The sequence below is a fragment of the Variovorax sp. P4_B11 genome (genome assembly GCF_056402355.1).
In genome coordinates, this window is the sequence record NZ_JBFUHO010000041.1 from 1 (window position 1) to 15,057 (window position 15,057).

Annotated in this window: 15 protein-coding genes; 5 read left to right on the forward strand and 10 right to left on the reverse strand. The window is 69.9% G+C overall.

The genetic code is table 11. The features are described from left to right. On the forward strand, positions 1–1,181 hold a 1,181-nt coding region (locus AC1DYD_RS28190; RefSeq protein WP_478176054.1), incomplete at its 5' end, for a lytic murein transglycosylase. Positions 1,182–1,201: 20 nt separating this feature from the next. Here AC1DYD_RS28190 and AC1DYD_RS28195 read toward each other — a convergent pair. Beyond that, positions 1,202–2,086 carry a Rossmann-fold NAD(P)-binding domain-containing protein gene (locus tag AC1DYD_RS28195; RefSeq protein WP_478176055.1) on the reverse strand — a complete coding sequence of 295 codons (885 nt, stop codon included), beginning with the start codon at positions 2,084–2,086 and terminating at the stop codon, positions 1,202–1,204. Positions 2,087–2,129: 43 nt separating this feature from the next. Between AC1DYD_RS28195 and AC1DYD_RS28200 the strand changes: the two genes are divergently transcribed. Further along, complete coding sequence (locus AC1DYD_RS28200; RefSeq protein ID WP_478176056.1) at positions 2,130–2,855, forward strand: Crp/Fnr family transcriptional regulator; 726 nt, start codon at positions 2,130–2,132, stop codon at positions 2,853–2,855. Positions 2,856–2,878: 23 nt separating this feature from the next. Here the strand turns inward: AC1DYD_RS28200 and AC1DYD_RS28205 are convergent, their stop codons facing one another. From AC1DYD_RS28205 to AC1DYD_RS28230, 6 genes are all read right to left on the reverse strand, one after another. Next, the gene (locus AC1DYD_RS28205) at positions 2,879–3,619 is read right to left on the reverse strand and encodes a response regulator (RefSeq protein WP_478176057.1); all 741 of its coding nucleotides are present in this window, start codon (positions 3,617–3,619) and stop codon (positions 2,879–2,881) included. Positions 3,620–3,670: 51 nt separating this feature from the next. Next, complete coding sequence (locus tag AC1DYD_RS28210; protein WP_478176058.1) at positions 3,671–4,180, reverse strand: Rossmann-fold NAD(P)-binding domain-containing protein; 510 nt, start codon at positions 4,178–4,180, stop codon at positions 3,671–3,673. Positions 4,181–4,276: 96 nt separating this feature from the next. Next, complete coding sequence (locus AC1DYD_RS28215) at positions 4,277–6,370, reverse strand: PAS domain S-box protein (RefSeq protein ID WP_478176059.1); 2,094 nt, start codon at positions 6,368–6,370, stop codon at positions 4,277–4,279. 84 nt (positions 6,371–6,454) lie between these two features. Beyond that, the gene (locus tag AC1DYD_RS28220; RefSeq protein WP_478176060.1) at positions 6,455–7,282 is read right to left on the reverse strand and encodes a universal stress protein; all 828 of its coding nucleotides are present in this window, start codon (positions 7,280–7,282) and stop codon (positions 6,455–6,457) included. 42 nt (positions 7,283–7,324) lie between these two features. Continuing rightward, complete coding sequence (locus AC1DYD_RS28225) at positions 7,325–7,699, reverse strand: TraR/DksA family transcriptional regulator (RefSeq protein ID WP_478176061.1); 375 nt, start codon at positions 7,697–7,699, stop codon at positions 7,325–7,327. A 4-nt stretch (positions 7,700–7,703) separates the two neighbouring features. Beyond that, on the reverse strand, positions 7,704–8,357 hold the full coding sequence (locus tag AC1DYD_RS28230) for a BON domain-containing protein (protein WP_478176062.1): 654 nt from the start codon (positions 8,355–8,357) through the stop codon (positions 7,704–7,706). A 171-nt stretch (positions 8,358–8,528) separates the two neighbouring features. Here AC1DYD_RS28230 and AC1DYD_RS28235 point away from each other — a divergent pair, with 171 nt between their 5' ends. Then, the gene (locus tag AC1DYD_RS28235; RefSeq protein ID WP_478176063.1) at positions 8,529–9,368 is read left to right on the forward strand and encodes a universal stress protein; all 840 of its coding nucleotides are present in this window, start codon (positions 8,529–8,531) and stop codon (positions 9,366–9,368) included. Here the strand turns inward: AC1DYD_RS28235 and AC1DYD_RS28240 are convergent. Together AC1DYD_RS28240 and AC1DYD_RS28245 are read right to left on the reverse strand one after the other, a co-directional pair. Further along, positions 9,355–10,842 carry a trypsin-like peptidase domain-containing protein gene (locus tag AC1DYD_RS28240; RefSeq protein WP_478176116.1) on the reverse strand — a complete coding sequence of 496 codons (1,488 nt, stop codon included), beginning with the start codon at positions 10,840–10,842 and terminating at the stop codon, positions 9,355–9,357. The genes AC1DYD_RS28235 and AC1DYD_RS28240 overlap by 14 nt on opposite strands. 7 nt (positions 10,843–10,849) lie before the next feature. After that, positions 10,850–11,377 carry a flavodoxin family protein gene (locus AC1DYD_RS28245; RefSeq protein WP_478176064.1) on the reverse strand — a complete coding sequence of 176 codons (528 nt, stop codon included), beginning with the start codon at positions 11,375–11,377 and terminating at the stop codon, positions 10,850–10,852. A gap of 374 nt (positions 11,378–11,751) precedes the next feature. Between AC1DYD_RS28245 and AC1DYD_RS28250 the strand changes: the two genes are divergently transcribed. Further along, entirely contained in the window at positions 11,752–12,972 is a 1,221-nt protein-coding gene (locus tag AC1DYD_RS28250; protein ID WP_478176065.1) for a class I SAM-dependent methyltransferase, read from the forward strand. Further along, positions 12,962–14,320, forward strand: coding sequence for an FAD-binding oxidoreductase (locus AC1DYD_RS28255; RefSeq protein ID WP_478176066.1), 1,359 nt, complete (start codon positions 12,962–12,964; stop codon positions 14,318–14,320). The genes AC1DYD_RS28250 and AC1DYD_RS28255 overlap by 11 nt, the downstream gene beginning before the upstream one ends. A gap of 14 nt (positions 14,321–14,334) precedes the next feature. On the opposite strand, the gene AC1DYD_RS28260 is transcribed toward AC1DYD_RS28255, so the two are convergent. Further along, complete coding sequence (locus tag AC1DYD_RS28260; RefSeq protein ID WP_478176067.1) at positions 14,335–14,916, reverse strand: hypothetical protein; 582 nt, start codon at positions 14,914–14,916, stop codon at positions 14,335–14,337. Positions 14,917–15,057 lie beyond the last annotated feature (141 nt).

Below are 15,057 nucleotides of genomic sequence, written 5' to 3' on the forward strand. Positions count from 1 at the left end.
CCGCGCGGCCGGCTGCGGCGTCGCCGCCGATGCCCGCGGGCGCCGACGACGCGGCGCTCCAGCAGGGCTTCGCGCGCTGGGTCGCGGATTTCCGCGGCAAGGCGCGTGAAGCCGGCGTCAGCGAGGCGACGTTGCAAGCGGCCTTCGCCGACGTGCAGTACCTGCCGCGCGTCGTCGAGCTGGACCGCGCCCAGCCCGAGTTCACGCGCACGGTCTGGGACTACCTCGACAACACCGTGACGCCCCAGCGCGTGGCGCTCGGCAAGGACAAGATGCTGCAGGTTCGCGCCGATGCCGATGCGGCGGCCGCGCGCTACGGCGTTCCGCCCGCCATCGTCGTTGCCATCTGGGGCATGGAGAGCAACTTCGGCGGCAACTACGGCAGCACGCCGACCATCGACGCCCTGGCCACGCTGGGCTTCGAGGGCCGGCGAGAGGAATGGGCGCGTCGCGAACTGCTCGCGGCGCTGAAGATCCTCGACAAGGGCGACATCGATCGCGCGCACATGATCGGCTCCTGGGCGGGTGCCATGGGCCAGACGCAGTTCCTGCCGTCGAACTTCCTGGCCTACGCCGTGGATGCCGACGCCGACGGCCGGCGCGACATCTGGGGCAGCATGGCCGACGTCATGGCCTCGACCGCGAACTTCCTCGCGCGTTCGGGCTGGAAGCCGGGCCAGCCCTGGGGTGTCGAGGTGCAACTGCCGCCGAGCTTCGACTTTGGCCGCGCCGACACCGGCGTGCGCCAATCCAGTGCGCAATGGGCCGCCGAGGGATTGCGCAGCATGGACGGTCGGCCGCTGCCGGAATTTGCCGACGGCATGGTGCTGCTGCCCGCGGGTGCGCGCGGACCGGCTTTCCTGGTGGGGCCGAATTTCCGCGCCATCCTGCGCTACAACAACTCGACCAGCTATGCGCTCGCGGTCGGGCTTCTGGCGCAACGCCTGGCGGACGGGCCCGGCGTGCAGGCGCCCTGGCCCCGGGACCTGGCGGCGCTCAGCCGCAGCCAGCTGCTGGAACTCCAGACCGCGCTGAACCAGCGCGGCTTCGCCAGCGGGACGCCCGACGGCATGATGGGGCCGGCCACCCGCGAAGGGATCCGCCAATACCAGCGCAGCGTCGGTCTGCCCGCCGACGGCTATCCCAGCGCAGCCGTGCTGCAGCGCTTGCAGGCGCCGTAGCCACGGCCGCCCGGCCGACATCAGGCACCGCCCATGGTGTCCAGCAGCACGGCCTGCAGCAGGCAGCGATGGTTCTCCGCACGACGGGCCTCGTCGATGGGGCCGCCCGGCCCATGCAGGGACCAGTGAGGAGGATGCGTGGCATCGACGGCGAGGGCCCCCGCTTCCGATGCCGCGTCCGGATGGCCGGCCACCCGGACCGCGAAGCCCAGGTCCTGGGCCGCCGACAGGAAAGCGCGGTCGCGGCCTGCCTGCGGCTCGCCACGGAACAGGATCGTCGGCTCCGGTGGCGGCGGCGATCGGTAGTCGCACAGCGTCATCAGGTCCGCCAGCATCCTGGCCGGGTGCTCGTCGAGGCCCAGCCCGGCATAGACCGGGACGCCCGCTTCCTGTTCGATCCGGTCGACCGTGGCGGGCGCGAGCGCGCCGCAGTCGATGGCGTCGTACATGCGTCCCAGCAGGCGCGCCAGCGTCCCGATGTCGTGCGGCGTCCCGGCTTCGGGTTCGACGAACCGGATCTCGGCCACCCGGGCCCCGAGGTCCAGCGCCGCGCGATGGAGGGTCGACGCCTGCCGCCCCGCAGGCGCGCCGAGCAGCAATGCCAGGTTCTTGCCGCGCAGCGACTTGCTGAGGGCGCCGTTGCGACCATCCGCCCGCAGGCGCCTGGCGGTGGCGAAGACGGCGAGAACGCGAGCCGCATCCAGCGGCTCGTTCCACCAGGGCCGGTGAAAGGGGATCGAAGGGGCGGTGCTCACACCCGTGAAGGTAGGGCCTGCGGCAAAAAAGACCTTGACCCCCATCAAATCCATCGAGCGGTCGCGCAAATCGGCAACTGATACCGAACCGACACCGAAGGTTGACGCACTGTTACCGAGGCCGTCATCGCATTGATGCGCCTGTTGCACGCGATTCCTAAGCTGTGTCCATCGATTTGCAAGGAGCCAGGAAATGATTGAAGCCAGCGTATCCAGCTGCACGGGGTCTGCCATTCGGCGCATCGCCGACATGCTGCAATTGCTCGAGGACAGCTTCCCGATTCATCGGCGAGTGGTCCATGCGGGCGACTCGGTGTACCAGATGGGCCAGGAGTTCGGCAGCCTCTACATCGTCAATTCGGGCTACTTCAAGCTGGTCAACCTGTCCGGCGAAGGGCGCGAACAGGTGGTCGGGCTGTACTTCAAGGGTGACTGGCTCGGCCTGGACGGCATTGCGGCGGGACAGTACAACTGCGATGCCGTCGCGATGGACACCGGAGAGATCTGGGCCATCCGCTACGACGCCCTGATCCAGGCGGCCGTCCGCGCGCCGGCACTGCTGACCCTGCTGCACGAGGCCATGAGCCGCGAACTGACGCGCGATCACGACTCCATGCTGGCGCTGTGCACGCTGCCCGCCGACGCCCGCGTCGCCGGCTTCCTGCGCTACTGGGCCGATGCGCTCGCCCAGCGCGGCCTTCGCACCGACCAGATCACGCTGCGCATGACGCGGGCGGAAATCGGCAACTACCTCGGCATGACGCTGGAAACGGTGAGCCGGGCGTTGTCGCGGCTGGCGCGCGGCGACGTGATCCGCTTCACCGAGAAGGGCCGGCGCGACATCCACATCCCGCAGGTGGAAGCGCTCACGGCCTTCATCCAGGGCAGCGTGGCACCGGCGGCCGCCGCCTTTCATTGAGCGGGGCCAGGGGGCGCGGCGGTTCAGGCCGCCTCGACCCTGGGCACGAGGATGTAGCCCGCGCCCCGGACCGACTTGATGATCTGGGGATTCTCGGGGTCGAGTTCGATCTTGCGCCGCAGGCGCCCGACTTGGACATCGATCGTGCGGTCGAAGGGACCGCCTTCGCGGCCCCGCGTGTGTTCGAGCAGGAAGTCGCGCGACAGGACCCGACCCGGGTGATTGGCCAGCGTGGACAGCAGTTCGAATTCGCCGCTCGTCAGGGCCACTTCGTTGTTGCGCGAATCGATCAGGCGTCGCGCGGCGGTGTCGAGCTCCCAACGGTCGAAGCGCAGCCGCGTCGCGGGCCCCGCCGCAACGGCCGTCGCGGCCTGGGGCGCGGCCGGCGCGGGCGAGGCCAGGCGGCGAAGCACCGCCTTGATGCGGGCCACCAGTTCGCGCAGGTCGAAGGGCTTGGTGACGTAGTCGTCGGCACCCACCTCGAGTCCGACCACCTTGTCGACGGCATCGCCGCGTCCGGTCACGATGACCAGCCCGCAAGACCAGTGTTCCCGCAGCTGGCGCGCGATCGCGAAGCCGTCTTCCCCGGGCAGTCCCAGGTCGAGCAGCACCAGCGCCGGCGCATCGCGCGCCATGAGTTCGATCAGCGCCTTGCCGGAATGCAGCTGGCTGACCCGAAAGCCATGGCCGGCGAGGTAGTTGGCCAGCAGCTGGGTGATGTCCGGTTCGTCGTCCAGGACTGCGAGATGGATGGAGGTGCTCACCCGCGCATCGTAGTCGCGCCGGTCCGGTCCATCAATCGGCAACGGTCGGTGTCAGGCGCCGCCGCCGAGCAGGATGGCCTGGACGATCCGGCAGCGCCGGTCCGCGAGTGGCGATTGGCGGTCCAGCCGCGCAGCCAGCCTGGCGCTTGGATGGCTGCTCAAGGCGATCCCGCCATAGACCGGGACCCCCGAACCGGACCGGATCTGCGCCACCAGGCGGGGGTCCATCCCATGGCACTCGATCGCATCGTAGAGCCGGCCCAGCACATGGGCCGTGTGCCGGATGTCCTGGGCGCTGCTTCGGTCGTCGAGCTTGGGCCGGACATGGGCGATGCGGCCGCCCAGTTCTGTCACCGCACGTCGGAACAGTTGCGCAGCGTCGTCGTCGACGCGCTCGCACAGCAGGGCCAGGATCTTGCCGCGCAACGCCGATCGCAGCGGATCGCCGTCACGGGCATGCGCGAGCTGCCGGGCTCGCTCGACGAGCGTGGCGGCATCGGTGGGCCAGGACGCATCGATGGGCTTCGAACTGGCAGCGTGGGCGGGCGGGCGGGGCTGCATGGGCGGTAGGTTGCACGTGAACAACCCAGCCTATCGCAGGCCCTGGCGCCCGCCTTGACCCCGATCAAGCGCGCTCGACGGCGGCCTTGCCCGGCGTCATTCCGTGCGGGAGGAAGCCGCCAGGACCTTGGCAATGGCGTTCGCCAGGTCCTGCCGCGTGCAGGGCTTGCGCAGCAACTCCCAGCGCAACGGCGAATCGCGGTCGGCACCCAGCAGCTCGGGCGAGAAGCCCGACATCAGGAGGACCGGCATCGATGGGAAGCGCTGCTGGGTCCGGGCTGCGAGTTCGGTGCCGCGCAGGCCCGGGCCCAGCGCGATGTCGGTCAGCAGCAGGTCGAAGGGCGGCTCGGTGTCCAGCATCAGCAGCGCCTGTTCGGCGTTGGCCGCCATCGACACCTGGAGGCCCATCGCGTGCAGGAAGGTTGCGACGACGCTGCGCAGGTCGATGTCGTCTTCCACCAGCAGGACCTTGAGTCCCGGCGGAATGGGCTTGGCGGCGCCTTCCTCGCTGCTGTCACCCTGCTCGCCCGCGAGGGACTGCGGGATGTACAGCGTCACGGTGGTGCCCGAGCCGGGTTCACTGTCGATCGTCAGGGCGCCGCGCGACTGGCTCACGAATCCATAGACGGTGCTCAAACCGAGTCCCGTTCCGCGCCCGGCTTCCTTGGTCGTGAAGAAGGGTTCGAGCGCCCGCTCCTTCACGTCGGGCGACATGCCCGTTCCGGTGTCGGAAATCGAGATCGCCACGTACCGTGGCCGCCGCGGACCGTCCGGTTCGGCGTCGACGTGCAAGCCGGGCGGCAAGGCGGAACAGACCCGGCACCCGAAGCGCAGCACGCCGCCGGCCGGCATCGCATCCCGGGCGTTGATGGCGATATTGAGCAAGGCCGACTCCAGCTGGACCGGGTCGACCCGAACCGGCGGGCAAGGCGCGTGCGCGTCGACCTCGATGTGGATGTGCTGGTCGAGCGTCCGGCGCAGCATGTCGGCCAGCGCCTTGAGGGTGAGTTCGATGTTCACCGGGCTGGGCACCAGCACCTGGCGGCGCGAGAATGCCAGCAGCTTGCCCGTGAGGTCGGCGCCGCGCTGCGTGGCCCGCATGGCGGCACCGACGAGTTGCTGTGCATGGCTGTCGCCGGCGATCGGCGGGTATTCCTGCAGCACTTGCAGGTTGCCCTGGATGATCGTCAGCAGGTTGTTGAAGTCGTGGGCGATGCCGCCGGTCAGCTGGCCGACGCTTTCCAGCCGCTGCGCGTGCTTGAGCGCATCCTCCGACTCGACCCGCTGGAGGCTGGCGCCCAGCAGGCTCGCGAGTGCCAGCAGGAAGCGCGTCTCGTCCTCGCCGAAGTCTCGCCGGGCCCTGGAACGCACCGACAAGGCCCCGATGGTGTTGCCCCGGTCCGATATCGGCACTGCCAGGCCACTGGTCAGGCCGGCCTCCAGGTAGGCCGGGGGAACGACGAAACGGTCTTCCCGGCCATAATCGTCGACCCGCAGCGGCCGCTCCTGGGACAGCACCAGACCGGGCGTGGCGTCCGGGCGATAGGGCAGGACCGTGCCGATCTCCTCGCCCGGCACCGTGCCGACGCCGCTCGCCACGCGCAGCCCCTGGCGGTCCTTGTCGAGCAGGAAGACCATCGCGACGTCCACCTCCAGGGCCTCCGCCGCAATGACCGGGACGTGGCCCAGCAGGGTGTGCGGATCGCGGGCATCGACCACCAGGCGGCCGAACTCCGCCAGTTGGGCGTTGTAGCGCCCCCGCTGCAGGGCCTGCTGCACCCGCGGGTAGGCGCCGATGTCGCGGATCGCGGCGATGACGAGCGGCAGCCCGTGCGCCTGCAGGGGGCTGAGGGCGATCTCGACCATCACCTCGCTGCCGTCCTTGCGGCGCGCCACCAGTTCCGTGTGCGTTCCCATCGGGCGGGCCCGGGGGGCGCGCCCGTAGCTTTCGCGAAACTGCGCATGACGGGGCCGGATCGCATCGGGGACCAGCGCATCGACGGGACTGCCGATCAGCTCTTCGACCGTGTAGCCCAGCAGCCGGGCCGCCGGCGGATTGCACATCACGATCGTGCCGCTGGCGTCGACCACCAGCAGCGAGTCGGGATAGGCCAGGAACAGCGAGCGGAACACGCCGCGCTCGTCAATGCCGGCCGGCAGCGCGGCCACGGGAGGGGAGGAGGTGGGCATGGGTGGCGGGTCGGACGTCATCGGGCGCAAGTGTCCGCCCATCCGGCCCGGATGAGAAGGGCGGCGACCCCCGATCGCAGCCGGTCAGTGCGCCATCAGAACGGGCACCGTCATCGACTGCAGGAGGGTCCGCGTGGCGCCGCCGAGCACCAGTTCGCGGGCCCGGCTGTGTCCGTAGCAGCCCATCACGATCATTTCGGCGCCGCAATCGGCCGCCATGGAGAGCAGGTCCTCGCCGGCATGGCGTTCGGACAGCCGGGCCTGCTCGTGCACCTGCGCGATACCGTGCCGCCGGAGGTATTCCCGGACCTGCACCGGCGCTGCCTGGGTTTCGTCGTCGTCGTGGTCGACCAGGTGCACCTGCTTGGCGCCGCGCAGGAAATGCACCGCCGCCGTGACCGCATGGGCGGCCTCGCGAGTCGCCTTCCAGGCGACCAGGACGGTCTTGGGCGCGACGGTCGCCGCGCCGGCATAGGGGATCACGATGGCCGGGCGTCCGCCGTCGATGAGCACCGACTCGACGAAATCCGCCGGGACGTCGAAGCCCTGCGCATCGCCGGGGTCGCGCTGGCCGAGGAACAGCAGATCGGCGCTCAGCGCCCGGCGCGCGAAGGTCGCGGTCACCGGCTCGCCGGCGAGCTCCAGCCACTCGCAGGCCTGCTTGCTGCTGCCGCGTGCCCGCTCGAAGGCGCCCATGGCCTTGATCCGGTGGTCGAGATCGATCTTGCCCGCCAGCGGCAGGGCAGCGCCGCCCGGCATGGGCAGCACCGGCGGGTAGAGTGGTGCGACGGCGAACAACGCGCTCACCCGCGCATCGCAGTCGGCCGCCAGCTGCAGCGCGAGCCGCAGCCGTGTCTCCGCGCGTGCCGTGCCGTCCAGGTGGACGAGGAGGGATTTGAGAGGCGACATCATGGGACGGCTCCTGCGAATGGCGGCATGTCGGTGCGGGACTCTTCAGCGCTGCCGTCGACTCTCGACGATGTCCTGGCAGGCGGCGCAGCGAATGGCCATGGCCTGGGCCAGCAGCCGTTCGCGCGGGATCTCCTCGCCGCAGTCGATGCAGATCCCGTACCGGCCTTCGGCCATCCGCTGCTGCGCCTGTTCGATCTCCCTCAGCCGGGTGCGGTCGACCTCGATCTGGGCGAAGCGCACGTCGTCGAGCTGTTCGATCTCGGCATCGTCGGCATGGCTGTGGACGTCGTGCTCGCCGGCGCGCGCATCGCTACTCGGGTGCGGTGCGGCGTCGTGCAGTTCATCGAGAACCTGGCGCTTCAGGACGCCGAGTTGAAGCGCCAGGGCTTCGCGGTCGGCCGCAGTGAGATGTTTCATGGCGTCATTCCTCGACCAGCAGGTTGTTGACGACACTCCCGACGCCGGGCGCCGACCAGGCGGCACCCTGCGCGGCCCGGCGCTCGGCCCAGGAGCGGACATGTCCGCGCAGCGTGACCTGGGCGCCTTCGACCAGCACCTCGATATGCAGCGCATCCCGGTCGGCCTGCCGTTGCAAGGCCTCCCGGATCTTGCGCTCGACGTCGGCCGGGCTGAAGCGGGCTTTCACCTCGACCAGGTCGGTGACGCCCTTGACGCCCAGCAGGTTGCGCACGGCGACCTCGGCGGCCCGGCGCTGGTATTCCCATTCGACATGCCCGTTGAGCGTGATCCAGCCGTTCTCGACCATCGGATGGATGGCGTCGTCGGGCACCAGCACGTTCCACTCGAGCGCGTTCTCGGCCGCCCTGGCGATGTCGGCGTCGGTGCGTTCGCTGCCGGCCGGCAGCTTGACCGCCATCTCGACGGCCAGGGCCTTCACGCCCTTGACGCGCTGCGCTGCGCGTTCGATGGCGTGCTTCTCGGCGTGGCTCGAGGGGTGTCCGGTCAGCGTCACCACGCCATCCCGGACGATGACCCCGACGTCGGTGGCGGTGATCGCAGGGTCGAAGTTCAGCTCGGCGACGATGTCGCTTCGCAGCATGGCATCGGATTTCATGGCATTCCTTTCGGTGATGGATCGGAGCGGGCCCGCCTGTTGCAGCAGGATCTCCTGGCTCGGTCATGGAGTCTGGCCCAGCGTCCGGGCGCGGCCTTGATCGGCGTCAAGGGAGGCGCATGGCCGTCGCGTGAACATCAGCCCGTCTCCATCGAAGGCGAAAGACCCACCATGAACCTCGGAACCATCCTGGTGCACCTGGACCATTCGGCCGCGTGCGCGTCGCGCGTCGGACTCGCCGCTTCGCTGGCGAGGGTCCATGGCAGCCACCTGGTCGCGCTCATTCCCACCGGCCTGTACGACGGCCGCATTCCCGCCGATGCAATGTCGAGGGGCGACGCCAGCTTCGCCGCCGCGTCCGCCGACTACCTGCGCGTTCGCGCGGAGGCCGTCGCCCACGTGTTCAAGGACCAGTTGCGCGGACCCGGGCCGCTCTCCAGCGAGGTTCGCGTGGTGGACGAACCCTCGGTCGACGCCGTCATCCGGCATGGCCGTGCCAGCGACCTGGTCATCGTGGGGCAGGACGACGATGAGACCGACGACATGACCGCCCGCAAGCTGGCCGAGCAGGTCATGCTGCACGTCGGCCGGCCCGTCCTGGTGGTGCCTCGCGCCGGGTCGGTACGGCAGCCTGGCGACAAGGTGCTGGTCGCTTGGGACGGCTCGCGGGAAGCGGCGATGGCCTTGCGCGACGCGCTGCCGCTGATCGCCCCGGCGTCATCCGTGTCGCTGGTTTCCCTGCAGCGGGCCGGCGAGACCCTGGACGAAGGCCGGCTGCTGATTCCGCAGACGCTCGAATGGCTGCAACGCCACGGCCTCCATGCGAAGGCCGAACGGCAGGTCGTCAGCACGGACTTCGCGCAGGCCTTGCTGGACAGTGCCGCCCGGATGGACAGCGACCTGCTGGTGATGGGCGGCTACGGGCACACCCGCATGCTGGAATTGGTTCTGGGCGGCGTCACGCGCGAGATCCTCGCGGGCATGAAGCTTCCCGTCCTCATGGCGCATTGACGACGGGCACATAGGCCAGGCGCCGATCGCGCATCACCAGCAGCGCCACCATCCGCCCCGGCGGGATCCCGGCGAGCTTGCGCCTGAAGTCCTCGACGCGGTCGAGCCGGCTGTCGTTCACGGCGACGACGATGTCGCCCGTGCGAACGCCCTCGGTGCGCGCCGGGCCGGCGGCGTCGCGGACCACCAGGCCACCGTCGCTGCCGAACTGGAGCTTCTGCGTCGGCGAGAGCTCGCCGAGCTTCAAGCCGAGGCCGTCGCCCCATTCGGAGCTCGGATTGGCCCGCGGGACGGCCCGTGGCCCGGCGTCTTCCGACAGCGTCACCCAGAGCGTCCGCTGGGTTCCGTGCCGCCACAGCTCGACCGGGCTTCGGCGGCCGGCCGGGCTGTTGGAGACCTGCCGCAGCAGTTCCGTGAAGTGCGAGATCGGAACGCCGTTGAACGCGGTGACGATGTCGCCCCGAAGCAGTCCCGCTGCATGCGCAGGGCCCTCGGGGTCCACCCGCACCACCAGGGCGCCGGCGGACTCCTTGAGGGCGAAGGACTGGGCCAGCGGGGGCGTCATTTCCTGGAATTCGGCGCCGAGGTGGGCGCGGCGTACCCGCCCCGATTCCTTCAGCTGGGCCGCCACCTTCATCGCCAGGTTGATCGGCACGGCAAAGGACAGGCCCATGTAGCCGCCGGTGCCGCTGTAGATCATCGAGTTGATCGCGACCACCTCGCCGCGGCTGTTGAACAGGGGACTGCCCGAACTGCCGGGATTGATCGCCACGTCGGTCTGGATGAAGGGGACTTCCCCGGCGCCTCCGATATAGCGGTCGACCGCGCTCACCACGCCCGCGGTGACGCTGCCATGGAATCCGAACGGGGCCCCGATCGCCGCGACCCAGTCGCCCGGCGCCAGCTGCGAGGAGTCGCCGATGGGCGCGATGGCGAGGCCGGTGGCATCGATCTTCAGCAAGCCGACGTCGGTGCGCCCGTCGATGCCGACCACCCGCCCGGGGAAGCGGCGGCCGTCGCCCAGGCGGACCTGCGCTTCGTCGATGCCGGCGAGCACGTGGGCGCTGGTGAGGATCAAGCCATTGCTGCCGAGGACCACGCCGGACGCCAGGTCGCGGATCTGGCTGATCCGGACGTCGGCCGGCAGCGGCCAGGCCAGCCTGTCCGCAAAATCGTTCTCGGGCGCGAACTCCAGTTCCAGGCCCTCGGCCCGTTCGTCGCGGCCGATCCGCAAGGTACTGATGTCGACCACGCTGGCACTGCGGCTGGCGACCAGCGAGGAGAAGGCGGGCGCGGCCGGCGGCGCCAGCATGGCCGGCATGGCCGGCGCGGCGCGCTCGGCGACAGGGCCCGGGGCGGCAGGCTGGTCGGGCACGGACGCGCAGGCGCCGACCAGCCCGACCACCCCGAGAGCGGCCAGCGCTCGAATGGTGACGAAGGCGGCGTGCAGCTGCCGCCCCTGCGGCCGCGGCATCCTCACGTCAAACCGCCTGCGGCGACAGCGTGACCGGGCGAACCACGGCTTTCGAGTCCTCCGCGCTGGCGACCGCCGTCCCGAAGGCCTGCAGCCGCGCCGCGCAGCTGCCGTCGTCGACCTCGCGCATGGTGAGCGCGGTGCTCAGGATCGGAGGGCGCCCGATCAGGCGGGTGACCTCGGCAGCGGCTTCGGGCGCCCCGCTGCCGCCCATGAGGGAGACCATGGCGACATCAGGCAGGTGGTCGCGCCGCCGTGCCACGAAGCTGCGCATTGGGCCCGCCAGCCGCAGCGCCCAGATGGGCGATATCAGGACCACTGCGTCGAAATCCCTCGGCATCGGTCCGTCATAGCGGATGGCCGGCTGCAGCCGGAACAGAGACTCGAGGACGCAGCGCAAGGTGCCGGTCACGCCGCTGCGCGGCCGGACCTCCACGATCTCGGCCATCGGCCAGCCCTGCTGGCTGCTCAGCAGTTGCGCCGCGCGCTTGCAGGTGCCCGTGTAGGAGTAGAAGACCACCAGAACCTTGCTCATTGCCATCTCCGCATCGTGGGCCAAGCTTCAATTTAGAGGCATCCTGCCAACGCTGTCTTGCGCTGAATCAATGCAGCTCCGCCGCAGCCCCGGCGCGCCCATTCCTCCATCGCAGTGGCTCCGCCGCGCCTGGCGCGACCCACGACGCATGAAACCGGCGCGGTCCGATACCAGGGATACCGCGGAACCGGCTTTGCCGGGCCGCCGGTGTCGCCCCCCTTGAGGGGGGAGGCGCCGCAGGCGCTTCGGGGGGTGTTTCATCCTAGTTCGCGATGCTTGATCCATGTCAACCATGGCCCGGGTCCATTGACTACGATGGAGCGCAATTCGCTCAGGGACCGTTGTGCCGCCCGAACACGGCGAAGGAGCCATCGATGGTGCTTTCACTTCCGCTGCGCGGCATGCTCGAAGGCATCAGCACACGCTCCGGCGCTTCCTTCGCGGTACAGCTGCCGGACGGCACGCGGGTGGCCGTGGGTGCGGACGCCCCCGCGTTCACGCTGTGCATCCACACCGATGCGGCCCTGTTCGGCATCGCCACGCGCGGCCATATCGGCCTGATGGAGGCGTACTTCGACCAGGAGGTCGACGTCGACGGCGACTTCGCCGCGGCGCTCGCCACCGGCATGGCCTCCGGCTTCGACCAGCAGCCCGGCGCGCTCAACAACATCGAGAACGGATTGCACGAGCTGAGGCACTCGAACCGGGATCCGGCCACGGCCAAGGCGAATGCCCGCTTCCACTACGGCCTGGGCACCGACTTCTATCGCCAATGGCTCGACGAGCCGCTGATGATGTACACCTGCGGCTACTGGGACGCCGACACGCACAGCCTGGAGCAGGCGCAGCGCAACAAGATCGACCACGTCTGCCGCAAGATCAGGCTGGCGCCGGGCGAACGCTTCGTCGACATCGGCTGCGGCTTCGGCGGCTTCATGTTCCGCGCTGCGGAAACCCGCGGCGCGTCGGGCACCGGCGTGAACATCACGACCGAACAGGCCGAGTGGCTGCGCGGCGAGATCGAGCGCCGCGGGATGGCCGGGCGCCTGCGCGTGCGCGAGGCCGATTTCCGCGATGTCGACGCCCCCTACGACAAGGTGGTCTCGATCGGGGTCCTCGAGCATGCGGGGCGCGACCAGCTCGGCGAAGTGATCCAGGCGCATGCGGACTTCCTGAAACCCGGCGGGCTCGGCGTGCTCCATTTCATCGGCCACGTGGGCCGCTACGAGACCGAGCTCTTCATCCGCAAGCATGTGTTCCCGGGGGGATGGATCCCGAGCCTTGCCGACGTCATCGTCTGCATGGAGCGCAGCGGCCTGGAGGTGGTCGATGTCGAGAACCTGCGGCGCCACTATGCGCCGACGCTGGAGGCATGGGCGGCCCGCTTCGAGTCGCGCTGGCAGGCCATCCGGGCGCTCGACCCGACCCGTTTCGACGAGCGCTTCCGGCGCATCTGGCGCACCTACCTGACCGGCTGCGCCGAGATGTTCCGCTCGCCGGCCGGCTACACGCACCTGTTCCAGATCGTCTTCAGCAAGGGCCACATCACGCGCGACAGCTACCCGATGACCCGCGCCCACCTGTATGCCGACTGATGCCGACGCGCATGCCGCCCGCCGGCGCCGGCTGCTCGCCGCCTTCGAGGCGAGCGCGGCGGCGCAGCAGGACGCGCCGCTCGGCTTGGCCAAGAGCACCTCGAACCTGTTCCGCGACCGCCGGCCGATCGCCAAGCGGCGCCTGGACCTCGGCGAGTTCGACCACGTCCTCGGCGTCGACACGGCGGCTTCCACGGTCGAGGTCGAGGGCCTGGCCAGCTATGAGGCGCTGGTCCGGGAGACGCTGCCGCACGGCGTGATGCCGGCCGTGGTGCCGCAGCTCAAGACCATCACGGTCGGCGGCGCGGTGGCCGGCGTCGGCATCGAGGCCACCTCGTTCCGGCACGGCCTGGTGCACCACACGCTGGTCGAGTTCGACGTGCTGCTGCCGGACGGGCGGATCGTCACCTGCACGCAGCAGAACGCGCATCGCGACCTGTTTCTCGGCTTCCCGAATTCCTATGGCTCGCTCGGCTACGCGCTGCGGCTGGTGCTGAGGACGCTGCCGGTGAAGCCCTGGGTGCAGGTCCGGCACCTGCAGTTCACGCGGCCCGACGCCTTTTTCGCGGAGCTGGCGCAGCTCTGCGGCGGCGCCGCCGATTTCATCGACGGCGTGGCGTTCGGCAGCGATTCCCTGGTGCTCAACGTGGCGCGTTTCGTCGGCCAGGCCGAGTCGCCGAGCGACTACAGCTTCGAGCGGATCTACTATCGCTCGCTGCGCGAGACGCCGGTCGACGACCTGCGCACGATCGACTACCTGTGGCGCTGGGACACCGACTGGTTCTGGTGTTCGCGGAACTTCGGTGCCCAGAATCCCTTGCTGCGCCGCCTGTACGGCCGTTCCCGCCTGAACTCGCGCACCTACGCGGCGCTGATGCGATGGAACGCCCGCTGGGGCCTGAGCACGAAGCTCTCGCGGCTGCGAGGCCGGTATCCCGAGTCGGTGATCCAGGACGTCGACCTGCCGATCGCGCGCGCCGGCGAGTTCCTGGATTTCCTGCTGCGCGACATCGGCATCCTGCCGATCTGGATCTGCCCGGTCCGCGCGCCCGAGCCGCAGCTCGACTTCACGCTGTACCCGCTCAAGCGCGGCACGCTCTACGTGAACTTCGGCTTCTGGGACGTGATCCTGGCCGAGGTGCCGCACGAGGCCGGCCACTTCAATCGGCGGGTCGAGCACGAGGTGCAGCGGCTGGGGGGCATCAAGTCGCTCTATTCGGATTGCTTCTTCACGCGGGAGGCGTTCGACGCGGCCTACGGAATGGCCGCCTACGAGGCCTTGAAGGCCCGCTACGACCCGGGCGGCCGCGCGCCGCACCTCTACGACAAGTGCGTGCGCCGGGTCTAGGGATCTCGTTCGCCCTAAGGCCTGGACGACCTGGCGGCCTCGAGCGCTCGCGAGGCGGCGTCCTTGGCGGCCAGCGCGGCGCTGCGCGTCGCATCCTCGGCCCGTTGCAGCGCCTCGCGGGTGGCCCGCGCGGCCTGCTCCGCTTCTTCCTGGCTCGCCGCCGCCGCCCGCCGGACGGCCTCCTCGGCCTTCTCGAGCGCCTCCTTGCTCGCTGCGGCCGCCTTCCTGCTTTGTTCCCGGGTCGCGTGTGCCGCATCCTTGCCGAAGTCGAGCGCCATGTCGGCCGAGGCCGAGGATTTTTCCTCGAAGCGGCGCGCCGCATCGGCCGCCTTCCGGGCCGCTTGCCGGATCGCTTCGGCCAGGGCCTTGGAGATCTTGCCGGCGCTCGCGCTGCTTTGATCGAGGGCCGCCTTGGCTGCGTCGGCCGCCTTCTGCCCTGCGATCTGGGCTTCGCGCGCCGCCTTGCCGGCGGCGTCCTTCGCCTTCTGGCTCGGCGTCGATGCCGGGCTCAACTGGCCGGGTGCGGTGTCGTCGGCGGAGAGTGCCGCCGTGTTCAGGGCCACCGCCAGCAGGGCGAGCACAATCCTGGCTTTCATGGAAACTCTCCCGAGTGAACGAGCCCTTGAAGCATCTTCCGCGCCGGCAGGGACGGGTTTGCGCCAGCGCAAGGAATTCGTCTCTGCGGCCGGTAAAAAGGGACGACTCCGATCGATGCCCGACCCCAGCCCCGTACGCTC